Here is a 25,141-nt window from a genome sequence, read left to right on the forward strand (position 1 = left end):
GAAGGGAAAGGAGGGCTAAATCAGGCTTTAGCGTTGTTGGAGAAGGCCAACGCCAATTGCAGGCGGTCACGAACACCCAGCTTTTCAAAACTGGCGCCCAAATGTGCTTTTACGGTGCGCTCGGTAATATCCAGTTCACGCGCAACTTCTTTATTGGTTTTTCCTGCCGCCACCAACTCGGCCACGGCACGCTCGCGGCCAGTCAGTAAATTCAAATCGGCACTGGGCAGCGCAACAATAGGCGCTAAACGTTGTGCGCCCAAGATCAATTGACGCATCAAATCAGCACCCATCCACACGCCACCCACCGCGACCGATTGGGCGATTTGCTCCAGCACCGAAGGCACAGCTAAATAATGCACGTAACCACTGGCACCCGCTTCCAGCGCTTTGCGCGCTTCAGCCGTTTGTTCTATCGCGGTCATGGCGATCACTTTAAAACCCTCCGCATTCAGTGTGTGTATCTGTGCAAAACTTTGCATACCACCCAACAGTAACCACACCAAACCGCGTGCATCAACCCCGGCCAAATCATCAACAATCTGCGCATGGGGAAATGCCTGCAACCAGTGCGGCGAACGCATGTGGGCAGGAGCAACAAACAACTGATGCATTATCGTTCCGTCATCGCATTTTGTTGGGCGCGTAAAACCGGTTTGAGCAAATAAGCCAACACCGTTTTCTTGCCAGTGAGAATATCTACCTGCGTCATCATGCCCGGCATGATTGGCAGTGTAGGGTCAAAACCTGCACGCTCAGTGCGCACACGCACAATATAAAACGTACGCTCTTTTTCATCGGTAATGGTATCCGGGCTAATGTGTTCCACTTTGCCTTTTAATCCACCATAAACAACAAAATCGTAAGCGGTGAATTTCACAATCGCTTCCTGCCCTGGGTGCAAAAAAGCAATATCTTTGGGTGATACTTTTGCCTCTACGATGAGCTGGTCATCCAGCGGTACCATCTCGATCACTTCACGCCCCGGTTGCACTACACCACCAACCGTATTGGTAAATACCCGTTGCACCGTACCGCGCACGGGAGAGCGGATTTCCGCGTATTTAATTTTATCGGCAAGGCCAGTGCTAGACTCCGATAAGGAAGCAATTTTGCTCAACACTTCCGATAATTCGTTGCGCCATTTATTACTGGCTAATAATTCTGTTTCACGCAATTTACCGCGCGATTCTTCCACCGCCAGCAATAAACGGGACTCTTGCGATAGCGCCTGTTCACGTTCGCCGCGCGCCATGGAAACTTCACCTTCCAAACGCAAAATTTCCACTTCAGAAATCGCACCGCTCGCCAGCAGCGGTTTGGTAACATTCAATTCTTGTGTGGATAATTCCAACGCGCGAGTCACTTGCGTCAGCTTTGCGCGCACCTCGTTTAATTCTTCCGAGCGCTGATCCAATTGGCTGCGCGCAATTGCAAGTTGTTCATCCAACTCCTTGCGATTGGATTCATACAAACTGCGTTCGTGATTCACAATATCCGGTGCATCTGTCAACAAATCATCGGGAAACACTAGCGGAGTATTGGAGGTCAATGATTGCAAACGTGCCGCGCGTGCTTGTAGCGATAAAAACTCCGCACGATTTTCACGGAAGGTTGAAATGAAACGGGTTGGATCAATACGCAATAATAAATCGCCTTTCTCAACCACCTGCCCTTCACGCACCAACACTTCCTGCACTACACCACCGTCAAAGGATTGAATCACCTGTAGTTGCGACGAGGGAATAACTTTACCTTCACCGCGCGCCACTTCATCCAGCGGCGCAAAGGCAGCCCAAAGCAACAACAGAAAAATAATGAGCGCAATCACACGCAACAATGCGCGCGCTTTTATCGGTTCTTGCTGCAGCCGCGCCCAATCGGAATCTGTTACCCAATCTTTCGGCTGCTCGTGCAATGGATCGAGCCAACGCGAATAAAGTTTGTCGATAAACCGGCTTGCTGGTAAACCTAATTTATCCAACCAGCACCCCACTTTTTCGAACAACATTTTATCGCGCGAAACCGGCGTCACAGTTGTCGGTTGGCTCATTACGACGCCCTCCCGATTCTGCCTTGGCGCAGCGCTTCCACGACTTGCTCTTTAGGACCATCGGCAACAATTTTTCCCGCATCAATCACAATAATGCGATTCGCTAATTCCAGCAGCGAGGTGCGATGGGTAATTACAATTAAGGTTTTGTGCGCAGCAAATTGCAGCAGGTTGCGCTTAAATTCTTCTTCGCTGGTGTGATCCATAGCGCCGGTGGGTTCATCCATTAATAAAATGGGCGCATCGTTTAATAAAGCACGGGCAATGCTCACCGACTGACGTTGCCCACCAGATAATAACTGACCGTGTTCACCCACCGGCATGGCCAAGCCCATAGGGTGCTGATTGACAAAGTCGGTCAACCCGCTCAAACGCACCGCTTCTAAAATAGCTTCATCACTGGCATGAGGTGCACCCATGGCAATATTTTCACGCAAATTGCCAAAAAATAAATTTACATCCTGGGATACATAACCAATATTGCGGCGCAATTCGGCGGGGTCGAGCTGGCGAATATCGATGCCATCAATCAACAAAGTCCCCGCACTCGGCGCATACAATCCGGCAATTAATTTTTCCAGTGTGGTTTTACCGGAACCATTGCGCCCCAAAATCGCCACATGCTCCCCGGCATTAATTCTAAACGAGACATCGCGCAGCACTTCGCGCTCATCTTGCGGGTAATTGAATGCCACTTTTTTAAATTCAATCGCACCTTGTAACCGCGGGCGACTGATCCACTGCGTATCCAATGGTCGCTCAACCGGTTTTTCCATAATTTCATTGAGGGCCGTTAAAGCGGTCGCGGCACTGTGATATTGCATCAGCAAACCGGCCGCTTGCCCCACCGGCGCCATGATGCGCGACGCGAGCATATAGGCGGCAATCAAACCACCTTGCGAGAGGTTACCTTCGATAATTTGATATACACCGACAATAATAATAACGACGGATACTGCTTGTTGAATCCAAAGAGTACTGCTGCCCACCGAACCAGACAGCAAGCGCATTTTCACCCCCACGCGCGATAACACCAGTGTGGATTTTTCCCAAATCACCTGCATGCGCCCTTCTGCGCCCAAGGTTTTTATGGTTTCCAAACCCGACAAACTTTCCACCAAAGTTGCATTGCGTTGCGCCGATGCTTGCATGGAATTTTCGGTGAGTATTTGCATTTTTTTCTGCACGGCAGCGGTGTAAATAATCACCAGCAATACACCCACCACAATAGGTAATATCAGCGGCCATGAAATTAATAACACCACCAATAAAAATAACAAAACGAAAGGTAAATCCACCAAGGCCAAAATAGTGGCGGAAGAAATAAAATTGCGGATGGATTCAAACGACTGCAAGCCAGCAGCAAACGAACCGACCGATGCCGGGCGCTCGGACAATTTCATGCCCAGCACGCGCTCCATAATTGTCGCCGACAAGGTAACATCCACCCGGCTCGCGGCGAGATCCACAAACCAGGCGCGCATCATGCGCAATACAAAATCAGCGCTAATCGCAATCAACATGCCGGCCGATAACACCCAGAGCGTATCCGTCGCGTGATTGGGCACCACACGGTCGTACACATTCATCACAAACAATGGGGAAACCAGCGCAAAAAAATTGATTAGCAGCGCAGTGAGCAAGACATCGCGGTAGAGATATTTGTACTCGCTAATCACACTCCAAAACCAGTGCGCCCCTTTATGTTTGCGTGTGCTGGTTTTGCTGATATCGGCGGCGCGTGCATCAAAGCGCTCTTGCGGGCGCACGTAAATTGCGCGCCCCGTGTAATTCCCTGCCAACTCATCGAGTCCCAGCTCAACAACCGCCTCGCCCAACTCTGGATAAATCACCCGCGCACCCGTTTCACTCAATTCGAGCAACAAGCACGCCTGATTATTATTGAGCAGTAAAATCGCAGGAAATAACGCGCTATTTAACTCAGGGAGTGAGCGCGCCACCAACTTGCTGGTTAAGCCAGCGCGTTTGGCGGCGCGTGCAAACAAGGATGGAGTCAGACCGGACTTATCCAGCGGCAAGCCCGCCAGGAGGGATTCACGCGTACAGCTGATGTGGTGCGCGCGCGCCACCAATAACAAACAGTCAACCAAAGGGCCCACTGGTACGCTCGCAGTATCCGGGGGGAGTTGAACATCAAGGGTCATTGGGGCTCCGGGACATAAAATCGAACAACGCGAGCGGCTGTTTACACAAGCCGCCCTATTCGCTCAAGCCTAGCAAATGATTGCATAGACCAGCAGGCGTTTTTATTGTTTGCGTGTCACGGTGATATCAACACGACGGTTGGCGGCTTTTCCGGCATCAGTATTGTTGTCTGCTACCGGGCGCGACGCGCCATAACCATCAACTGACATAGGAATAGTTTCCAAGCCATTCAACACAAAATAATCGCGCACACGTTGTGCACGGGCTTTGGAAAGCGGGATATTTAATTCGTCGGTACCACTACTATCGCTGTGGCCTTCTATCGCAATTTGCACAACACCAGGCGTTGCTTTGATACTGGCAATGAGTTGATCCAAAGTTACTGATGAACCGGCTTTGAGCTCAGAGCTGCCAAGATCAAACAGCGTATCGCCACTCAAAGGGGTCAGCTGACTGATTAAATCGTCACGGCTCATTGCGACCGGGGCTTCTGCGGGGCAGGCGGACTCGGAAATTTTTAGTGAATCCTCCACGCGGGTGTCATGCAAAATACCCAAACCGTCACGCACTATACCGAGCGCTGGCAACAGGCTCCCCATAGCCGCGAGTGAGCGCGCATAGGCCAACTCCAAATCCACCTGCGCAATGACCAAGGCACGGCTGGCCTGGAAATATTCGTTCTCGGCATCCAACACATCCAACAAGGTGCGTTGACCAATATTAAATTGCTCCGCGTAGGCGCTGCGCACCTTATCACTGGAAAGACGATGCTGCTCCAGGGAGATTAATTGCTCACGTAAACGCAGCGAATCGTTATAGGCAATTTGCGTGTCTTGACGTAAATCGATACAAGCTTGATCGCGTAAATCCTTGGCCTGATTTACCAATTCCAATGAACGACGCACGGCAGCACGATTAGAACCACCGCTGTAAAGGTTGTAGGTAATCGCTAATTCAACTGCGCTTTCATCGCCGAAACTGTTCGGATCAACGCGGTTATCAAAACCATTTTGATTGCGACTAGTAACCTGACGTGCACGCAGTTCCGCTTTGGGGTAGTAACCGGCACGATCCACTTTGACCGCTGCCTGTGCCACACTGATATTTTTAATCGCCGCATGGAAACCCGGATTGCCTTGATACGCCATGGTCAGCGCCGCGCGAATAGAGTCGGGCAGTTTTTGCTCGGCCAGTTGGGTGGGCATTAAGTCTTCCGCAGGCAATTGACCCACTACCCGCAGGTAACGGGCGGTTACATCATGCAGGTTAGCGGCCTCGGTCAACAAATTGGATTCGGCCAGCGCCAAGCGACCAGCGACCTGTTCCAAATCCACACGACGACCAACACCAGAAACGGCGCGCTCTTCAATCTGGGCAAATACATCGCGGTGTTTGGCATAGTTGGAACGCGCCAACTCCACCAATTCGCGATTGCGTTTTACATCTTCAAACGCCCGTACGGCTTCCAGCGCTGTCAATTCGACAACGTTAAGCAATTCGTAGTAGCGCACGAGGCGCGCATTATCAAAACGTTCAACCTGCCCCGAGGTACTAAAACCATCGAATAACATTTGGCTAAGGGTAATTTGCCCCTGTGCCGTGTTGTAAACGCCACGACCGTCGTAATCGCGATTGCTCTTTCCTGCAGATGCGCCTATATCTACGGTCGGTAAATAACCGCCGCGGGCGACTCTCACGTCCTGCGCTGCCGCTTTAAATTCATGCCAGGCTGCTTGTACTTCCGGGTTGGTCTCCAGCGCCTGCAGTGCCACATCCTTAACAGTATTTGGAGCTTCCTGCGCGTTAAGTTGAGTAGAAACCAGTGAAACTGACATCAACAAGAATGATTGAACTACGCGGGACAGATGTCCGGAAAAAAGGAGCGTCATGAAAAATTTCCGTCGTTTATCGCAAGAGCGATGCTTATAGAACTGTATAAAATATGGGATTTAGATCACAAAAAAGCCAGAAACCAAAGGTAATGCTATTGATAGCAAAAATCTAATCATATTTTGTTATAAATCGAAATAGTAAAATCCAATTGATCGGTAAACACTTCTCGCACAATATCCGCCTTTAATTCAGGGGATAAGCGCCACGCAAAGGGCGTCATATCCAGTAGTGCTGAGCGCAATTCCGGCGGCTCTATCACCAACCCAGCCTGGACTTGTTGTCGATCGATGAGTCGAAATCCTTCTGGAACCGGTGTGCACTGATGCGGACGCACTTCGCGGTAAATACGGCGGCGCAACCCAAGCAAATGTTGTTCACCGGGCGCCACTATAACCAACAGACCATTTGATGCCATTACACGATATAACTCTGCATCCTTACTCGGTGCGTAAATGCGGGTAACCACATCCATAGATCCATCTGCCACCGGCAAGTCAAAACTGGAGGCAACGCTATACACCAGCCGAGAATCCAGCCCAACCGATTTGGCTGCTTTGGCGGCAAGCCTTACGCCCGCTTTGGCAATATCCACACCATAGATGCTTGCTGCAGGCAATGCCTCGGCAAAAGCGCCGGTGAAATAGCCTTCACCGCAACCTATATCCAACAGGTTTTTGGTAGACCGGGGTAATAGCATTTGCAAATGGGTTTTGAGCGGCTCAAAAAATCCTGCCTGCAAAAATTGTCGCCGCGCCTGCAATTGTATTTTTGCATCACCCGGCTCCAGCGAATGCTTGTGCTGTACCGGCAATAAATTGAAATAACCTTCTTTAGCACGATCAAATTGATGAAGTTTTTCACACCCTACTCCTTGGCTATTCACAACCAAGGATAGACGGCAAAGCGGACAGGACAAAGCATTCATAGGCGAAATTCAATGAGTATTGATGATCGAAACATCGACCAATCAATAAATGAGTAGTCATCTGATAATAAATAGAGGGGAATACAAACGCGCAGAATGCCGACTCACTCTTCAATAAGCAAGTCACGCAAGAACCACGAAAAATACCGCATCCTATTTAAGAAGATGCGGTATTCAGCAAAGTTAATTTTCGTCAGGTATTTCGTAGCGATCAATAATGTCGCGCACTAAACCACTGCGCACAATATCTTCACGCTCAAACTCATGCAGATACACATTAGGCAAACCTTTCAAGCGCTCTACGGCGTCAGCCAAACCATTGGGGCCGCGAATATCGCTCTGCAAAATATCGCCATTAATAACCACCTTACAATCCTCACCGATACGCGTTAAAAACATTTTCATTTGCGCAGGCGTGGTATTTTGTGCTTCATCGAGAATGACAAAGGTTTTGCTGTTAAAGGTTTTACCGCGCATAAACGCTAGCGGTGCTGCCACTATGCGACCATGGCGCAAGCAATAATCTACCGTACCCGCACCCAAGCGCTCATTCAAAATATCGCGGAAGGCATCAATATAAACCGAGAATTTCTGATCGAGATCGCCCGGTAAAAACCCAAGGTTCTCGCCGGACTCCACGGCTGGGCGAGTTAAAATTATCCGCTCAATCCGGCCCGATTCCAGCGCCTCTGCGGCTAATGCTCCCGCACAATAACTTTTACCGGTACCGGCAGGACCAATACCGAAAGTCAGCATGTGTGAGTTGATAGCGTTGATGTATTGCTGCTGGGATTTTGTTTTGGCGCGGAGTGGTTGCGGAGAGCGAGGAGGAGAGTAAGCGGTTTCGACTTGCTGGGAGCGGGACTTTATTTCGACGATATTGTCATCACTTCGTTGATTCCTTCGCGATTTATGCCGCGAGCCGGAGAAGCTGGTATCGTCATAAGAATGGTGGTTCGCACTACGTCTGGCATGCGTTTTTTTTGCCATAAAAAAATCCCCTTCAGCCTGTGAGTAACACGAAAACTGTCAACAGCTTCGTGATCGATTTTACCCCGGATAAAAAACTTGCTGTGGAATGATGTTATTACCCCCTTGTTACTGGTTTACGAATACCGACTTAAAAAGATCAAGATAAACAGGATCGACTACAAATCGCTACTTCAAAACAATAAAACAAACTGAGTAAAGCAAAAACGTGTGACAGATAGACTACGCTGGCAAAGCCAGTGAATTTTTGATGCGTAACTTGCTAAAGCACACAAGAGCTACTTGCTTTTTCACCCTTGTGACTTTGATATTAATCTTATTATGGAAAAGATCAATCACTTCTTTAAAATAAAATTGAACGCATGATAATTTATTATCAGCGCTCAATTCCCAGCTTATTCATCGTTATCATCGATTTGTTTGGTCACTTTCTTTTTGGGTGGAGCAAAACCATCAACCAATGGCTCACTATGAACCGCACTTGGCACACGTCGTTTGCCAATATTTTTCTGATCGCGATCACGCACCTTGACTTTAGGTTTGCTCTCAGGCTTTTTATCTTTACTAGTGGTTTTCTTTTTAGAGCCAACTGATTTACCGGAAGACTTGGTTTTATCCGGCCCTTGATACTTACCCTTCAAACCAGGAATGCTAATCACCTCAAAGGTCACGCCAAGGTAACGCTCAATACTCTTGGTGAGATTCCACTCTTTGGCGTCCACCAGAGAGACAGCCCTACCCTCTTTTTCGGCGCGCCCGGTACGACCAATGCGATGTAGATACTCATCGCCTGAATAGGCCATATCCACATTCACTACCAGCTCTACACCGGGAATATCCAACCCACGCGCCGCTACATCGGTCGCCACTAAAATACTGGTACGCCCCTGGCGGAAGTGGTCGAGGGTAATTTTGCGCTGATCCTGGGTAATATCGCCATGCAACGCACCCACACGGAATTTGTTGTAGCGTAAAAAATTATCCAATTGGGTAGCGCGCGCTTTGGTATTGGTAAAAATAATCGCCTTTTCAAAATCCGCTTTTTGCAGCAGCGCCAAAAGCAGCTTTTCTTTATGCTTGAATTCATCGGCAATCAACATCTGCTGGGTGATAGCGTTGGGCTTTTCGTCAATATAAATCTCTTCCGCTTCACCCAAAATCACTTGCTTAATAAGATGACGCAAACCTTTCTGTTCCATGGTGGCCGAGAACAACAAGGTTTGGCGTTCGGTGCTGCAGGTATTGGTGATTTTTAATACATCATCGCTCAACCCCATATCGAGCATGCGATCTGCTTCATCCAACACTAAGAATTCCAAGCCGGAAAATTCGGTCGACTTATGGGAAATATGCTCCCCCAAACGGCCAGGCGTGCCGACGATAATTTCCGGGTTCTTGCGCAACATCGCCTTTTGATATTTCAGCTCTTCACCACCGCACACCATGCCAACTTTAAAGCTGGTGAATTTCAGAATCTGCTCTGCGTTTTTAACAATCTGCCGTGCCAGCTCACGCGTGGGAGTCAGAATCAGCATCCGGGTTGAACTGGGATTGGAGGACGGGCGCGCTAACATCGCCTGAATTGCAGGCAATAAAAAGGCGGCTGTTTTGCCACTGCCGGTTTTGGAACTCACAATCAGATTTTTACCGGCGGTCGCAGCGGGAATCGCCGCCAACTGGACTGGCGTTGGGGCTTCGTAGCCCAAAACGTCAATCGCTTTACGCAACTGGGTATCACTAATCAGATCGTGGAAACCGGGCTGAGTCATCAAGAACCTCGAAATTCATTCAATAAAGGCAGGTTTTACCCGCAAAAGGCCGCGCAATCTACGCAGAGCGGCGCCAATTATCAACCAAAACCGCTAAAATGCCGACCTTTATCACCGGCCAGAGTGGATTCATGCGAATTATGTTAGCCCCAATGGAGGGCGTTGTTGAACACCATGTACGCGACATACTGACTCGCATTGGCGGATTGGATGGTTGTGTGACGGAGTTTATCCGCGTTACCGATCAAAAGCTGCCCTATAAAGTCTTTTATAAGTACGCGCAGGAACTGGAGAGCGACTGTAAAACGCCCAACGGGACACCAGTACGCGTGCAGCTGCTAGGCAGCAAACCGGAACCCATGGCGATCAATGCACTGGAGCTGGTTAACTACGGCGCAAAAGCCATCGACCTGAACTTTGGCTGCCCCGCCAAAACCGTCAACTCCCATGAAGGTGGCGCTTGCTTACTGCGCACGCCGGATCGCGTTTATTCCATCATTGAAGCGGTACGCGATGCTGTGCCGCGCGAGATTCCCGTCACTGCAAAAATTCGCTTGGGGTTTGAAGATCGCAGCAGCTATTTGGATAACGCGCGCGCCGTAGAAGCCGCCGGTGCAAATGAACTCACCGTGCATGCCCGCTCCAAAGCCGACGGCTACAAACCACCCGCTTACTGGCACTACATTGCCGATATTCGCGCCGAATTAAAAATTCCGGTGGTAGGCAATGGTGAAATTTGGACAGTGGAAGATTATCTGCGCTGCCGCGAGCAATCGGCAGGCGCCGATGTCATGCTCGGGCGCGGCTTACTCGCCTGCCCCGACCTCGCACGACAAATTAAAGCGCACGTAAAAGGAGAGGATTACATACCGCTCACCTGGCAAGCGATTTGTGAAATGCTGTATGACTACTACAAACTCACCACCCCACTCTACTGCGAGCGCAACTGTGGCAATCGGGTAAAACAATGGTTAATGTATTTAAGTAGGCAATATCCGCAAGCCCAAGTATTTTTTGAAGCAATAAAACGTAAAACCACACCAGTAGAAATTGAGGCCTGTTTTACCAAGGCACTGCATGCAGCGCACACAGACTAACAATCACCAATAAAAAGTACACTTCACAGAAAAGGACTTCTGATGCACTGAGCCACAATCAATACAATCAACAATTTGAATTTTCGACTCAAATATCCCACTCAAAAAACCAAACAACGCAAACGAAAAAAGACTTACCATTTCTGGTAAGCCTTTCTTTATATTGTGCCTCAGGAGGATTCGAACCCCCTCCCCCAGCTTCCCGTTGCTCCACTACTCCCCGCTAAGCCGCAAAAATACTGGGTTTTGTCCTTTTCCATCCCCACTAAAAACTGCTTTACGGCACAATGATTTCGACACTTTTTCGACAGCTTATGGCTGGATGACGGGTTACTGCGGACATTCAGTCAAGCTTCACCGGCTCCGCTGGCATCTGCTTTAACACGGCGGGATCATTATTTTTTAACCCTATTTTGCGCCCTAGCAATACCAAGGCATCACCCATACCGATTCTTGGCTCAGACCTTATTACACTCTCCTATATAGCTAGAACCTCGGCCTCCACACTCCGGCCATGAAGGTCTGCTCCTTTCTTTGAAGTACAGTAGGTATTATCAGGTTTACACATGTCAAAAACTCCTTCTGAAACAATAAAAAAGCATATATATTCAATAACTTAAAGGATTTGAAAGAATGATATTGCGCACAAAAAAGCGAGATAACGCGCACTCACACTTTATTTTTAAAGTAGCCACGTAATGTGCTGTCATTCCTCAATTCAAACAATTAGTTAATAATTAAAACCCAAATAAACCTTAATGTAGATATCGCGCATGCGCGGTATACAAATGTTAGCATTAATTTCTCGGAGAATTATCTTGGATGCAGAAACCTTAAAAACACTAATGCCTCTTGTTACGTTTATATTTGGCATACTTTCCGCACCGCTGGTAGAGCATTTAAAATCAATATATCAAGACAGAAAGCTGATCAGATGTATGAAGGAGGAGTTTCATGACGAAATATGTGAAATAAAAAGCAGAATAGAAAAAATGTCTACCGCACTCAACACACTGAACAACATAAAGGAAAAGACATATGAAGGTGGTGGAGCCTTAAGATATATACCCCGAGAAACCCTGATGCTTTTTCTTGAAAAGTCATTAATTTCCAACTACACAAAAATCCCCCCTCAAATGCGAAACACGCTAAAGTCAATAGCTACACAAATAAATGCAATAAATAGCTTTTCAAATAATTTAAAAGAGCTACAGTCCTCCGACGAAACAATTGATGAAATCATAAAAAACCAGAAGCATTTTATATACACCGCCTGCTGCCTTAGATATTCAATGCAGTTTTACCTAAAACCAAAGACCAAGAAGCACTATAAAGAAATAACAGATCAACAAATGATAGAAGATCAGCTTAGTGAAATTGGAATTACAATAAGCTACAAGGACATAATTATTACAAAAAGCTTATCGTTTAAGTAATGCTAACAAAGCCCTGCAACCCGCGCACTATGTGCGCTGGACAAAATCCACTAGCCCCGGAGATATTATCCAATGAATGCGAATGCAACGGTTAGAACATTTGCACCAGAATTATGGGGGCAGATTGATATCTTCCAAAATTTTTACTCCGGGACTTACACGTTTAGTTCCGATGCAAGAAAGGCTGCACTAGGAGTTAAGAATCATTCCCTTAAGGCTATTACATTAAGAGACGTTGCTTTAAAAATGCTTCCAAATTTAGCTATAGACGAACAAGAATTGAGGGAAAAAGGCTATACTTCTGCGAATAACTCAACAGAATTTTCAGCAGTGATAGAAGAGGTCTTTACGGAGTTATATTCATCTGTTGAGTGTGCAAGAAAAATAATTACCAATATTTATAAGCGCACGCGAAGACTCAAAGATTCTACGAGAAAATTTTTTAGCTTGATAAAAAATGGCCAAATAGGTGAAGACTTTCCAAGTGAATTAAAAGAGGCAATATTATCAGCACCGTGGTTTGAAGAGCTTCTAGCTATTCGTGATGAATTGACTCATTCCGATATCGAAAATTGCCATAGAAACCAAGAAACAGGAAAAATTTCATACTCACACGCAGGACTTAAAAGAAATGGATCTTCGCTAATAATTGAAGATGTTCTACAAAAGTGCTCCGACCTAATAAACGGTGTTAATTTACTGCTTGGAAAAATATTTAATTTCCTCAATTCAAATCTAAAGAAAACTAACATAAACCAACTTTGTGGAGTGTTTTTTGGGCGCGGCTATATGAGAGACTGTTGATTTGCGTTTAAAACTGACCCACCTTTTGCGTTGAATTTTGACCCACCCTTAATGGTTTATTTTACAGGTTTGGGTTGTGGATAAGTTGTCGTCTTTTTCTCCTTTTTCGGTTGTGCTGAACTCTCTTTGAAACGATAGCTATCATTGCCGGTTTCAACAATATGGCAATGATGGGTGACTCGATCCAATAACGCTGTAGTCATCTTTGCATCACCAAATACATTCGACCATTCAGCAAAGCTGAGGTTGGTGGTGATGATCATGCTGGTGCGTTCATACAACTTGCTCATTAAGTGGAACAACAAAGCCCCACCAGTTTGACTGAGGGGTAAATAGCCCATCTCATCCAGAATCACTAAATCGGTATGCATTAAACGTGATGCAATTTGTCCGGCTTTGCCTTGCTGTTTTTCCTTCTCTAATGCATTCACCAATTCAATGGTCGAGAAGAAACGAACGCGGCGATGTAGTTGCTCAATCGCTTGAATGCCGATGGCACTGGCAAGGTGGGTTTTGCCCGTTCCAGGGCCACCGACAAACACGACATTCTGCGCGTTATCCATAAAGTCACCGGCACACAATTGCCGGATCAATGCTTCATTGGCCATGCTGCTCGTAAAATCAAAGCCACTCAGATCCCGGTACGCTGGGAATTTGGCAGTCTTCAGTTGATAAGCCACCGAACGTACTTCGCGCTCGGCCAGTTCTGCTTTGAGTAAATGATCAAGGATGCCGGTGCTCGCCTGGAATGCTGGTGAATCCTGTTCAGCAAGATCGTTCAGTGCATGGGCCATGCCGTAGAGTTTGAGTGACTTCAGTGCGGGGATCATGGGATTAGTGTGCATGGTGTCCTCCTTGAGTACTGATGGTTTGAGCGCGCAGGTTATCGTAGCGAGTGACGTTAGCCAGTGGTTCCACTCTCAGTGCTAATGCAGGCGGTACTTCAATCGGTGGGATGGGTGTTCCCTCTACTAATCGACTCAGGATATTGATCACGATTTGTTTGGAGGGTGAACCGGTTTCCAATGCAAGTTCTACAGCGGTGAGAACATCTTGCTCATCGTGCAGCAGCACGAGTGCAAGAATATCCACCATCTCGCGGTCACCACCGACACGCTTTAACAAAATGGTTTGCAGTGATTGAAAGGCTTTGGGCAATTCTGCGAAGGGAGCACCGTTGCGAATGGCTCCGGGTTTGCGCTGCAACACCGAGAGGTAATGTCGCCAGTCATACACTGTCGTTACCTGCTCATGCCTGCGGTTAAACACGCGGGTATGCACCGCGATGATATTGCCTTCCGCAATCACCTCCAGGTGATCATGATAGGTATGCAAACTCACCGGTCGATTAGCGAAGGAAGACGGTACGCTGTAACGCGTGCGTTCGAAGGTGATTAAACAGGTGGGCGATACGCGCTTGGGCTGCTCGACAAAACCATCGAACGGTTGCCCCACCGGCATCAGGAAAGATCGCTCATGATCCAATGCCGCTTGAATGGTTAATGCTTCAGTGGGATGGGTGGATTCACTCCAGAGTTGAACGCAGCGCTCGTGTAACCAGTCATTCAAAGCAATCAATGAAGGTTGGGCGGGCACCTGTTGCCAAAGCCTTCTTCGCGCATCCTGCACGTTCTTCTCGACCTGACCCTTCTCCCAACCCGCAGCAGGATTGCAGAACTCTGCATCAAATAAGTAGTGACTCACCATCGCTGCAAAGCGCGCATTCACATCACGCTGCTTGCCACGTTTTACCTTATCGACAGCCGTCTTCATGTTGTCGTAAATCCCGCGTTGCGGAATGCCACCCCAAGCCATAAAGGCATGATGGTGCGCATCGAACAACATCTCGTGGGTTTGCAGCAAATAAGCGCGGACAAAGAAAGCTCGGCTGTAACTCAATTTGAAGTGAGCGACTTGCAGCTTTACCCGTTCGCCCGCAATTACCGCCCAGTCTTCACTCCAATCAAACTGGAATGCTTCACCGGGTTTGAATTGCAATGGGATATAGGTGTGCTTGCTCGCACCTTTACTCGATTCCAACTGCTGGCGGCGCCAATCGCGGGCAAAGACAGCAACGCGATCATAGGAGCCTTCAAACCCCAACGCACGTAAATCAGCGTGCATCTGTTTGAGTGAACGACGCTGCTTGCGGGAGGTGCGTGCAGCATCGACCAACCACTGCCGCAACTTATCGGCAAAGGCATCAAGCTTACTGGGTGTTTGTCGCTTGGGATAAACCGGTTCGCTGATCTCATTGCGCAGGTAGCGGCGAACGGTGTTGCGGGAAAATCCGGTACGTCGTGCAATCTCCCGTAACGAGAGTTTGTCACGGAAATACCAACGTCTGATCTTGCTCAAAATGGCCACGTTAATCACTCCTATCTCCCGCTCAAAAAACAAGCAGGATAGTCGGTTACGTGGGTCAATTTTCGACGCAAATATGCGGGTTTAGTGGGTCAGTTTTAAACGCAAATCAACACTGGGTTATCTAAACGCACTTTACGGCTACTTATGGCAAACCGACCAAATTAAATACCAGTCGCCGCTAATCAAGGTAAAACCAATCAGGGTTAAAGAGCGTGAACTCTCCTACCTGACCACTGAACAGTGCCAGGAATTATTGTCAGTGATTCAAGCAGCCAAAAACCCCTGCCTTTATTTGATCGTAAGAGTGTGTTTACAGACTGGTGCTCGCTGGAGTGAAGCGGAAAAATTAACGCCATCGCAAATTGGAAAATCGCGTTTAACGTTTCTGGATACCAAATCAGGAAAAAACCGGACAGTACCAATCACCCAAAAACTGGAAGATGATTTGCGAACTCACTCGACTGGAAATTACAGATTATTCTCTACATCGATCAGCGCATTTCGTAGGCTGCTCGAAAAATGTTCGTTTAAATTACCGAAGGGTCAAGCGGCTCACGCATTGCGTCATACTTACGCGAGTCACTTCATGATGAATGGCGGGGATATTTTAACGCTGCAAAGAATTCTCGGTCACAGCTCAATAAATTTGACCATGCGCTACTCGCATTTATCGCCTGATCATTTATTGGAAGCAGTGAAATTTCGACCGGCTGTCGATGATTAACAATGTCGTCGACACTTCATCGACACTGCAAACCCTAGAAAGCAAAAACCCCTGAAAATCTCTTGGATAATCAGGGGTTTAGCGACTTCTATATGGTGCACTCAGGAGGATTCGAACCTCCGACCGCTCGGTTCGTAGCCGAGTACTCTATCCAGCTGAGCTATGAGTGCGTCTTGTTGGCGCGCATTCTATTGATTGACCTTTAGGTCGTCAAGCGTTTTTTAATTTTTCTTTTGTGAAATTTTAAAATAATGCTTTATAAATCAATGAAGTACAAAAACCGCTCGACTTGAGTGTATATCGAACCACTTGCAAGTCTACGCCCTGTTCAGGCGCTATGTCGTTTTAAAATGGCGGTGAGAGAGGGAGTCGAACCCTCGATACCTTGCGGTATACACACTTTCCAGGCGTGCTCCTTCGGCCACTCGGACACCTCACCGTATTTTACCGCCGACAATTGATGCGGTTCTTCGCCAGACTGACTCTCCATCGTCACCCCTGCGAAGGCGCGCTAATTTACACAAGCAGGCTTGCAAACGCAATCTTATTCTCCCGTCCATGTAGTAAAAAAGGCTGAGGGATTTATTGCGCGTGGAAGATGTGTACTACCGGTAGGTGAGCCTATATAAATGAAGCCGACAATCTGTTCATCAAGCGCTTCATTACTGACTAAACCGAGCGCTTGTTTTATCGCGCCATCATAAGCCATATCACCCGTTCGCCAGATTGCCCCCAAACCCAACGCAAAACTGGCAGTGAGAATATTTTGCGCCGCGGCGCCCGCCGCAATGAGCTGCTCCACTTTTGGTATTTTGGGGTGAACCTGACATTTAGCAATTGCGACAATAATCATTGGGGCACGCAATGGCATTGATTTGAACCTATCCAACTCTGCCTGGCTGATATCCGGCTTTTTTTCGGCAGCAACACGAGCAAACAACTCACCCAACTTTTCCAACCCCACTCCCTCTATCACCAAAAAACGCCATGGCTGGAGATTGCCGTGATCCGCCGCTCGTGTAGCGGCGCGTATCAAAATATCTAACTGTTCGCGATCTGGCGCAGGCGACGCCAGCTTGGATTGTGAAACTCTGTGGTGTAAAACGGTGATTGCGTCCATAAAACTCATCTATTTAATAAAGCATTAACTGGGAAACCGGCAACAATAACGGCCACACGCTCCTAATACGCGAGCGCTATTCGAATATTGGTGAAATTTGTACCATACTTTCAAGTAATTCCCGCCAGTAGAATTAATAAACGGGAACTACCTCCATCATGCGACCAGACAATAAGTCCACTATCGGCAGTTTATATGCAACAAACCAACTTGATTATCGCAATAATCACCCCTTTTTTACTGCTACTTGTTGCCTCCATCGCACTATTGATGAGCGTTGTCAGGCAGAAAAAAATAATGCGGCTGCAGCAACAAAAGTTGCGCGAGTTTATTGATGCCATCCAAAACAGCAACGGCCCCCTACCCACCCCTGCCAAACCTTACAAACAATTTATTTATGAGCAGGTAGAGCTCACCCAGGACAGATTTAACCTGTTGGCACCGCGCAGTGACATCGCAGGCATACAGCCTAGCGATGTACCACTGAATCAGCGGATTGTAGCCTTACGCTATGCTTTTTTGCGTGCAGAAGAGTTAGGTACAACAGCCGTACAAGGCAGTGAAGGCTATTGGGATATATTTCAACAAACACTGGAGCCATTACTTCAGGGGCCTCAGGAATTGCATGAGGGCAGCAATAATGAGGAGCTGGACACCTATAAAAAACGTGTTGAAAATCTGGAAAAATTTAAAAAAATGTTCTTTGACCTTGAAAAGCGCTGGGATGAAACGCAAACAAATGCACAACAGCATTACAACGAACTCTATGCCATGGCAGATGAGATGGCAGATAAAGAGCGCTATGAGTATTTATTAGGCCAATATAACGATAGTTATAACAGCATGAATCAACACATACGCTCAACCAATGCCGCTATCACAGGTCGCCCCATTGAAAACAAGACCATCAATATAGTTCGTCAGGATCCGCGTGCCGCCGAAGAGATAATGAAATTGCGCAATGTGGCAGCAGATCAGTATCGGGTTATCAGCAACTTGCAACGCAAACTGGAAGAAGCAGTCACTGCCGAAGAAAAAGACCTGGTTATTAAAGAACTGGAACAACAACTTCAGCGGCAAATTCGTTTTGTCCAAGAATCAGACACCTGTGTCCAGCTATTGGAGGAAGAACTCACCAAAGCCAACGAAAAAATTGCTATGCAGGAAGGCCAGATCGATAACGACCATCAGCTGGAAGAAGAAAACCTGCGCATCAAAGAAACTCTCCACAGTTTTACCCATGAAAGTAAGAGTCTACTGGAGAATATCGAGGAACTTGAAAAGGAAAACGATCAACTCAAAAACAGCCCCCAAAAACAGAATAAGGAAAGCAACCAACAGCCTGACGACCATTTTCACACGGAGCTTGTCGAACTGCGTAAAGAATATGCAGAACTGGAGGCAAAGTATCTTGAGCTGAAGTTTAAATAATATGACAAAAACCAATCCCGATCGAAATCAACAGGTAGACATTTCGATGGAAAAGCCGTTTAATTCCTTCCGCACCACTAGGGAGTTAATCATTCTGCAGGGAAGACCTTACTGCACAAAACAATAAGGCTTTATCCAATGACCAGTAAGATCGACTCCGAATCGCTGCAAACTGAAACTCCGATCCAACAGTACTACTTTCGCGCACTTATCTGCTTTGCAGCCTCAGGCACCCTCGCCTCATTTGTTAATTGGAACAAACCAAGCCCTGTATATATTGGCGTTATAGTGCTGTTACTGGCCTATGCCTATGGCACGTATTTTTTTACTCGTAAACAAATTCCAGAACTTGTTGCACGCAACAACCGCTGGCTTTCATACATTGATGCCGGACTTATCGGCATTGTATTAAGCCTCACCGACTTCAGTATTCTGCCCTGCGTCATGTTCTTAACAATGATTCAATTTAACGCATTAATCAGCGGCGGCATACGCAAACTACTGGAAGACAACACCGCTTTTGCGGCAGGTGTACTCATTAGTCTTTTTATACACAGCCCACAGCTAATTTTATCGGGCAATATCCAGATTAGCGCAGCCAGCCTTATTGGCGTCGCAACATATTTTTTGGTTTATGCTATTTATATGCATCAACGACTCCACAAACTAATGCTCAGCCAGAAGCAACTGGAGAATGAACAAAAATGGCACAAAATACGCGCTTATAAGTTATCCCGCTATTTACCACCAACCGTATGGCAAGCCATTAACCGCGGTGATGACAAACACCTACAAGCCGAACGCAAACGAATTAGTGTGTTTTTCTCTGATATCAAAGACTTCAGCCAACTTTCGGAAGAAATCGAAGCAGAGGCGCTGACCGAACTCCTTAATCATTACCTTACTGAAATGTCCAAAATTGTTGCCCATTTCGGCGGTACTATCGATAAATTTATGGGTGATGGGATAATGGTTTTGTTTGGTGATAGTGCAAGCAAAGGTGTTAAAGATGATGCAACACGTTGTGTCGCCATGGCAATTGCGATGAAAAAGCGCATTAAAGCCATGCAGGTGGAATGGTTTAATCAGGGGATTAAGAAACCACTGCAGGTACGCATGGGCATCAATACCGGCTACTGCACAGTGGGCACCTTTGGTACATCAAATCATCTGGATTACACCGTACTCGGCACCCAAGTGAACTTGGCAAGCCGATTAGAATCGGCAGCAGAACCCGATGAAATTCTTATCTCACACGAAACCTGGTCACTGGTAAAAGACACCGTAATGTGTCGCGATAAAGGCGAAATAACCGTGAAAGGTTTTTCTATGCCCGTTAAGGTTTATCAAGTTGCTGATTTACGTAAAGAGATGGGCAAAAACCAAAGCTACTTCGAAGATCGGGCCGAAGGTTTTTCCATGTATCTGGATATGGATAAAGTGCGCAATTACGACAAACAAAAAGTTATTGAGACACTGGAAAAGGCAGCCAGTAGGCTAAAAGACAAGGTAATTGTTTAATTCATAAACAGGACATTCTTGCGCATGCCCTGTCATTCCCCAACCATTAACCCACCAAAATTAGTACAACTACTGACGAACTAAACGCAACAGGTTTGGCTTCTCTTCTGCACTGCTAGAGCGAAATGGATTAATGTCCAAGCCACCGCGCCGTGTGTAACGCGCATAGACGGTTAAGAACTCCGGCTTGCAATAGGTTGCGATGTCATTAAAAATCCGCTCCACACAATGCTCATGAAAATCCTGATGTTCACGAAAAGAAATAATGTAACGCAGTAGGTTTTCGTGCTCGATTTTCTTACCGCTATAACGCACAACAATACTGGCCCAATCCGGCTGCCCCGTCACGGGACAATTCGTTTTCAGCAAGTTACTAATCAGCGACTCACTCACCAGCTCCTCGGTAGTAACCAGCAGTTCAGGCTTGGGGTGATAGGCGTCCACAGTGATCGATAATTCATCGAGTAAAACCCCCTCTAACGTCACCGCATTTAATAAATGAGCCGGTTGCGCCCGCCAATGGGAAATCTGCGACGGCAGCAGAGGAAATAAATGCACACGTACCATGGAACCCGCTACAGCTGACAAATCCTTAACCAACAACTCTTCTACTTCCGCCGCACTTTGATAGCGAGTTTGATTGAGCGAATTTAGATACAACTTGAATGATTTGGACTCAATCATAAATTCGCTATCACAGGGAATAAAAAACTCCGCGACCGCGACAACTGGCTTACCTTGAGAGTCAAGCCAAGATAGCTCGTAACCAGTCCAAATATCTTCACCAAAAAAAGGCAGCGCGCGCCCTATTCCCAAAAGCTTGCGCGATTCCGCACGAGGAATAGGAAACAGCAACTGCGGCGAGTAAACCGATACATACTCAGTTTGCTGCCCAAGAGGATTAAGATTCATAAAATCACCTTGGAAATAGTTCAGGCACGCAAGCGTTTGCCATTTTTTAGTAAGTATAAGGCTACTGCAAATAATGTCATAACACACAGTGTCAAACCTGCAAATGCCATTCCCAAATGCACATCAGTAATACCCAACATTCCGTAGCGAAACGCATTCACCATATGCAAGATAGGATTAAATACCGACACTTGCTGCCAAAATTCAGGCAATAAATTGATGGAATAAAAAACACCACCAAAATAAGTAAGTGGCGTTAGGATAAAAGTAGGAACGATGGATATATCATCAAAGGTATTGGCATAGACTGCATTGATAAAACCTGCTAGTGAAAATAATATCGATGTCATTAGCACAATAAACAAAGTGATAAACCAATGCTGCACTTGCAGCTCTGTAAAGCCAAGCGACATCAAGGTGACAATCAAGCCCACTGCCATGCCACGCGCAACACCACCCATCACGAAGCCCAACAAAATAATATAGTTGGGTGTAGGCGATACCAAAATTTCTTCTACACTACGCTGAAATTTTGCACTAAAAAAAGAAGAGGAAACATTTGCATAGGAGTTAGTAATTACCGCCATCATAATCAGGCCGGGCGCGACAAAATCGATATAACTAAAACCCGCCATATCGCCAATGCGACCACCAATTAATTTTCCAAAAATAACAAAATATAAAATCATGGTTATTGCGGGAGGCAATAAGGTTTGCACCCAAATACGAGTGAAACGCTTAACTTCTTTACGCAGGATTGTCATAAACGCAATCCACTGCTCATGTGCTGTCATGCTTACCCCTCTTTTACTACAGATTGTGCGGCATCTTTATTGGCATTAACCATGGAAACGAATAACTCCTCCAAGCGGTTAGCCTTATTGCGCATACTCACTATACGGAATTGTTGTGCAGTTAATTGTTCAAACACTGCATTGAGTGACTGCCCCTTTTCAACATCTACCTCAAATGAATGCTCGTCAATTTTTGCAACCCTATGACCATCAATCGTTGGCAGACCGTTCAAACTACCCTGCACATCGAAAATAAATACCTCTTTATTGAGCTGCTGTAGTAAATTTTTAACGCTGGTGTTTTGCACTATCATCCCTTGATCGATAATCGCTACATTGCGACAAAGACTTTCTGCCTCCTCCAAATAATGAGTAGTTAAAATAATCGTAGTCCCTGCCGCATTTATTTCACGCAAAAAATCCCACATGGAGCGGCGCAACTCGATATCAACCCCTGCAGTAGGCTCATCAAGTATCAATAGCTGAGGCCCATGTACTAAGGCACGTGCAATCATTAAACGGCGCTTCATCCCACCCGACAACATGCGCGCAGGTGTGTCGCGCTTATCCCACAAACTAAGTTGCTTCAAATAACGCTCTGTTTGCTCAAGTGCTTGGCTACGTCCCATGCCGTAATAACCAGCCTGCTGCAGAACAATGTCCTGCACCTTCTCGAACATACTAAAATTAAACTCCTGAGGAACAACGCCAAGATATTTTTTAGCAGCGGAGAAATCGGTATCGATATTTTTACCGAAAACCTCAACCGTACCGGCTGTTTTACGCACCAGTGAACTGATAATACCGATGGTGGTAGATTTACCCGCACCATTGGGGCCGAGCACCGCGAAAAAATCACCGGGCATTACATCCAGTGAAATACCTTTCAGTGCTTCGAACTTTTCGTTGTAAACTTTACGCAGATTTCTGATTGAGAGTGCCGGAGTCATAACCCCTCGCGGAAATAGTGGAAGATCAAAAAACCAAACCTCAACTTAAGGCTAAGTATGTCGATTTCAAGTTTCGAAGAGAACCAATACGATAAAGAGTATTACATATATCATTTGGACTTACTTAATGCGTTTACTGCGCAAATTAAACAGCTTCCCCCCTTTAACCTTGAAGAAGCTACTACAGATGACGCAGAGTTTTTAGCTGCACTCGATGATCTCGCCAACAATCCACATAACTCTGATTGGCTGGACAAGGGTCAACTACTAATGTGCCGCATTGTGGGCGCTTACCCTCACCTGATGCCACTCCTCTATCGCGACCTACTATGGTTTTTTGGTGGAGACTGCCTACATTACATGCCAGACGAAGAGATAAGCATATTCCAACAATTGGATGAGTTACGCGAAATTGCAAAAAGTGAGCAGCGACCCTTTGATTACAAAGAGGCTCGAGCCAAACTCATGGGAATGCACTGAAAAATTAAGCGAACCAAATTTAACACAGGGACGTGAACAACTACTTCACCAAAGGAATAGATCAACAAATACAAATAAAAGGACAATCCAAATAATTAATTATTGAGCATGAGACGTATAAATTTTTTGCAAGGAAAGGAATAGACTGGATCGAGGGTACAAGCAAGAAAGACGCACATTTTTAACTTTAGAATTTCTGCTAGAGAAATTGGAGCGGGAAACGAGACTCGAACTCGCGACCCTAACCTTGGCAAGGTTATGCTCTACCAACTGAGCTATTCCCGCTAAATGTGGCGTCCCCTAGGGGACTCGAACCCCTGTTACCGCCGTGAAAGGGCGGTGTCCTAGGCCACTAGACGAAGGGGACATTTCAATTGCTATCGAGCGATAACAATAAAATACACTTCACTAACAGTTTAAAACTTTTGCTTAATTTCTATTGAACTTAACTTCCAGATGGAAGTTGGAGCGGGAAACGAGACTCGAACTCGCGACCCTAACCTTGGCAAGGTTATGCTCTACCAACTGAGCTATTCCCGCTATATGGCGTCCCCTAGGGGACTCGAACCCCTGTTACCGCCGTGAAAGGGCGGTGTCCTAGGCCACTAGACGAAGGGGACCCCGGACCTTCCAACACTTTTGTTTTCTTTTTCAAGTTAACGTCTGCGTCAGAAGTGGGGCGCATTCTAGGGTCGGATGCAGCAGGTGTCAACACTTTTAATTCTTTTTTTATCATTGCGGAAACAAGCACTTAGCTCATCGCTTCAGGTTCGCCTATTCAAATTCTGACGCCAATTTTATCGGTGCTATACTTGTTGCATGAGTTTGCCCAGCATTTAATCAATAAGGTTCTTAAACCATCATGTCTGCTTATGTAATCGCCGGAATTTTTGTTTTGCTGATTTTATTGGCAGGCTATCTATTTATCTCCCACTCAATAGAAAAGAAACGTATACAGCGACAAAGACTGGTGACCGCTTTGCGCGCGCGCCGCAATTCATTTCGCGACCTGGCCACAGGATTTCCTCAAGGCTTTCTTTCCAATGACTTAACCGGCTTACTTTATCGCGCATTAATTGACTGCTGCGAACAACTCTCGCGCCTTGAACCTAATGACCCTGCCCATGCCGAAAATCTAAGCCTTTACACCAACTTACTGGCTGCACAAAAGGAAGCCAGCGGCCAAAACAAGGTCAGGCTGGACAATCCCCAACAAATAAAAGAAGCCAATCACCTACTGCAAGAGCTGCACAAGTTTGTGCTGCAACAATCCGCGCTAAACCATATCAATCAGGTACAAACCGAGGCTTATACGGATCAAATCAATCGGCTAACGCTACAAATTACTGTGGATGGTCATGTATTTAACGCCCGCCAAGCACAACAAATTGGCAAAGTGCGGCTCGCAATCCATCACTACGGCCTCGCGCGTAAAGCACTGGCCGCGGGTAACGGCAGTCATTTGTTTGATAAACAAATCGCCCAGCTGGATGCTGTCATGGCCAAACTGGAAGAAAAGGCTGATGTTAGTGGAGAAGCAGCCACCGCCAATGGAGCAACTGCCACTCCCAAACGGCAGGTAGATGACAGCACCAGCAGCAAAGAGTGGAAACAGTTTGAGGAAGAAAACGAAAAATGGAAAAAGAAATCCATTTACGATTAAACCCTACTGAATTCCGCCCCCCCAACTCTGCAATAAAAACGCAACA

At 46.6% G+C, this 25,141-nt stretch carries 21 protein-coding genes and 6 tRNA genes; 8 read left to right on the forward strand and 19 right to left on the reverse strand.

Going from position 1 to position 25,141, the window contains the following annotated elements; all coding sequences use genetic code 11:
- Positions 1–20: 20 nt before the first annotated feature.
- From NNX04_RS22815 to NNX04_RS06825, 7 genes are all read right to left on the reverse strand, one after another.
- On the reverse strand, positions 21–614 hold the full coding sequence (locus tag NNX04_RS22815) for a LuxR family transcriptional regulator (RefSeq protein WP_315973079.1): 594 nt from the start codon (positions 612–614) through the stop codon (positions 21–23).
- Positions 614–2,053, reverse strand: a complete 1,440-nt coding sequence (locus NNX04_RS06800) for an HlyD family type I secretion periplasmic adaptor subunit (RefSeq protein WP_261947900.1) — start codon at positions 2,051–2,053, stop codon at positions 614–616. The genes NNX04_RS22815 and NNX04_RS06800 overlap by 1 nt, the downstream gene beginning before the upstream one ends.
- Entirely contained in the window at positions 2,053–4,218 is a 2,166-nt protein-coding gene (locus NNX04_RS06805; RefSeq protein ID WP_261947901.1) for a type I secretion system permease/ATPase, read from the reverse strand. The genes NNX04_RS06800 and NNX04_RS06805 overlap by 1 nt, the downstream gene beginning before the upstream one ends.
- Before the next feature lie 102 nt (positions 4,219–4,320).
- Positions 4,321–6,108 (reverse strand): TolC family outer membrane protein, encoded by a 1,788-nt coding sequence (locus NNX04_RS06810; RefSeq protein WP_225318326.1) that lies wholly within the window; start codon positions 6,106–6,108, stop codon positions 4,321–4,323.
- Between the two features lie 116 nt (positions 6,109–6,224).
- A complete protein-coding gene (locus NNX04_RS06815) occupies positions 6,225–7,037 on the reverse strand; it encodes a putative RNA methyltransferase (RefSeq protein WP_261947902.1) in 813 nt (270 codons plus the stop codon).
- A 183-nt stretch (positions 7,038–7,220) separates the two neighbouring features.
- On the reverse strand, positions 7,221–8,027 hold the full coding sequence (locus NNX04_RS06820; protein ID WP_040392210.1) for a PhoH family protein: 807 nt from the start codon (positions 8,025–8,027) through the stop codon (positions 7,221–7,223).
- Positions 8,028–8,422: 395 nt separating this feature from the next.
- Positions 8,423–9,796: a DEAD/DEAH box helicase gene (locus NNX04_RS06825; protein WP_261947903.1), complete on the reverse strand. Its 1,374-nt coding sequence runs from the start codon at positions 9,794–9,796 to the stop codon at positions 8,423–8,425.
- Between the two features lie 131 nt (positions 9,797–9,927).
- On the opposite strand from NNX04_RS06825, the gene NNX04_RS06830 reads away from it, so the two are divergent.
- From NNX04_RS06830 to NNX04_RS06840, 3 genes are all read left to right on the forward strand, one after another.
- A complete protein-coding gene (locus NNX04_RS06830; RefSeq protein ID WP_261947904.1) occupies positions 9,928–10,893 on the forward strand; it encodes a tRNA dihydrouridine synthase in 966 nt (321 codons plus the stop codon).
- Positions 10,894–11,681: 788 nt separating this feature from the next.
- Positions 11,682–12,329, forward strand: a complete 648-nt coding sequence (locus NNX04_RS06835; protein WP_261947905.1) for a hypothetical protein — start codon at positions 11,682–11,684, stop codon at positions 12,327–12,329.
- 72 nt (positions 12,330–12,401) lie between these two features.
- A complete protein-coding gene (locus NNX04_RS06840) occupies positions 12,402–13,133 on the forward strand; it encodes a hypothetical protein (RefSeq protein ID WP_261947906.1) in 732 nt (243 codons plus the stop codon).
- A gap of 56 nt (positions 13,134–13,189) precedes the next feature.
- Here the strand turns inward: NNX04_RS06840 and istB are convergent, their stop codons facing one another.
- Both istB and istA read right to left on the reverse strand, forming a co-directional pair.
- The gene (istB, locus tag NNX04_RS06845) at positions 13,190–13,978 is read right to left on the reverse strand and encodes an IS21-like element helper ATPase IstB (RefSeq protein ID WP_261946238.1); all 789 of its coding nucleotides are present in this window, start codon (positions 13,976–13,978) and stop codon (positions 13,190–13,192) included.
- The gene (istA, locus tag NNX04_RS06850) at positions 13,968–15,509 is read right to left on the reverse strand and encodes an IS21 family transposase (protein ID WP_261946239.1); all 1,542 of its coding nucleotides are present in this window, start codon (positions 15,507–15,509) and stop codon (positions 13,968–13,970) included. The genes istB and istA overlap by 11 nt, the downstream gene beginning before the upstream one ends.
- A 250-nt stretch (positions 15,510–15,759) precedes the next feature.
- On the opposite strand from istA, the gene NNX04_RS06855 reads away from it, so the two are divergent.
- Entirely contained in the window at positions 15,760–16,224 is a 465-nt protein-coding gene (locus tag NNX04_RS06855; RefSeq protein WP_410004081.1) for a tyrosine-type recombinase/integrase, read from the forward strand.
- A 93-nt stretch (positions 16,225–16,317) separates the two neighbouring features.
- On the opposite strand, the gene NNX04_RS06860 is transcribed toward NNX04_RS06855, so the two are convergent.
- The 3 genes from NNX04_RS06860 to NNX04_RS06870 all read right to left on the reverse strand — a co-directional run bounded on the left by NNX04_RS06860 (position 16,318) and on the right by NNX04_RS06870 (position 17,344).
- Positions 16,318–16,394 (reverse strand) — tRNA-Arg (locus NNX04_RS06860).
- 181 nt (positions 16,395–16,575) lie between these two features.
- Positions 16,576–16,663, reverse strand: a tRNA-Ser gene (locus tag NNX04_RS06865).
- Between the two features lie 105 nt (positions 16,664–16,768).
- On the reverse strand, positions 16,769–17,344 hold the full coding sequence (locus tag NNX04_RS06870) for a nitroreductase family protein (protein ID WP_261947907.1): 576 nt from the start codon (positions 17,342–17,344) through the stop codon (positions 16,769–16,771).
- A gap of 195 nt (positions 17,345–17,539) precedes the next feature.
- On the opposite strand from NNX04_RS06870, the gene NNX04_RS06875 reads away from it, so the two are divergent.
- Both NNX04_RS06875 and NNX04_RS06880 read left to right on the forward strand, forming a co-directional pair.
- Entirely contained in the window at positions 17,540–18,775 is a 1,236-nt protein-coding gene (locus NNX04_RS06875; protein ID WP_261947908.1) for a hypothetical protein, read from the forward strand.
- Positions 18,776–18,913: 138 nt separating this feature from the next.
- Positions 18,914–20,296, forward strand: a complete 1,383-nt coding sequence (locus tag NNX04_RS06880; protein ID WP_007642569.1) for an adenylate/guanylate cyclase domain-containing protein — start codon at positions 18,914–18,916, stop codon at positions 20,294–20,296.
- Between the two features lie 69 nt (positions 20,297–20,365).
- Here the strand turns inward: NNX04_RS06880 and queF are convergent, their stop codons facing one another.
- Genes queF through NNX04_RS06895 form a run of 3 tightly spaced genes read right to left on the reverse strand, consistent with a single transcriptional unit; the run spans position 20,366 to position 22,952 of the window.
- Positions 20,366–21,208 carry an NADPH-dependent 7-cyano-7-deazaguanine reductase QueF gene (gene queF, locus NNX04_RS06885; RefSeq protein WP_261947909.1) on the reverse strand — a complete coding sequence of 281 codons (843 nt, stop codon included), beginning with the start codon at positions 21,206–21,208 and terminating at the stop codon, positions 20,366–20,368.
- A gap of 20 nt (positions 21,209–21,228) precedes the next feature.
- Positions 21,229–22,002 carry an ABC transporter permease gene (locus tag NNX04_RS06890; RefSeq protein ID WP_007642574.1) on the reverse strand — a complete coding sequence of 258 codons (774 nt, stop codon included), beginning with the start codon at positions 22,000–22,002 and terminating at the stop codon, positions 21,229–21,231.
- Between the two features lie 2 nt (positions 22,003–22,004).
- Positions 22,005–22,952: an ABC transporter ATP-binding protein gene (locus NNX04_RS06895; RefSeq protein ID WP_261947910.1), complete on the reverse strand. Its 948-nt coding sequence runs from the start codon at positions 22,950–22,952 to the stop codon at positions 22,005–22,007.
- A gap of 57 nt (positions 22,953–23,009) precedes the next feature.
- On the opposite strand from NNX04_RS06895, the gene NNX04_RS06900 reads away from it, so the two are divergent.
- Entirely contained in the window at positions 23,010–23,432 is a 423-nt protein-coding gene (locus tag NNX04_RS06900; RefSeq protein WP_261947911.1) for a PA2817 family protein, read from the forward strand.
- 209 nt (positions 23,433–23,641) lie between these two features.
- On the opposite strand, the gene NNX04_RS06905 is transcribed toward NNX04_RS06900, so the two are convergent.
- The 4 genes from NNX04_RS06905 to NNX04_RS06920 all read right to left on the reverse strand — a co-directional run bounded on the left by NNX04_RS06905 (position 23,642) and on the right by NNX04_RS06920 (position 24,052).
- A tRNA-Gly gene (locus NNX04_RS06905) sits at positions 23,642–23,717 on the reverse strand.
- A 6-nt stretch (positions 23,718–23,723) separates the two neighbouring features.
- A tRNA-Glu gene (locus NNX04_RS06910) sits at positions 23,724–23,799 on the reverse strand.
- Positions 23,800–23,896: 97 nt separating this feature from the next.
- A tRNA-Gly gene (locus tag NNX04_RS06915) sits at positions 23,897–23,972 on the reverse strand.
- 4 nt (positions 23,973–23,976) lie between these two features.
- A tRNA-Glu gene (locus NNX04_RS06920) sits at positions 23,977–24,052 on the reverse strand.
- A 242-nt stretch (positions 24,053–24,294) separates the two neighbouring features.
- On the opposite strand from NNX04_RS06920, the gene NNX04_RS06925 reads away from it, so the two are divergent.
- Positions 24,295–25,095, forward strand: a complete 801-nt coding sequence (locus NNX04_RS06925) for a hypothetical protein (protein ID WP_007642577.1) — start codon at positions 24,295–24,297, stop codon at positions 25,093–25,095.
- Positions 25,096–25,141: the final 46 nt, after the last annotated feature.

Origin of the sequence: Cellvibrio sp. QJXJ (assembly GCF_024452345.1) — a bacterium.
In the GTDB taxonomy this organism is placed as follows: domain Bacteria; phylum Pseudomonadota; class Gammaproteobacteria; order Pseudomonadales; family Cellvibrionaceae; genus Cellvibrio.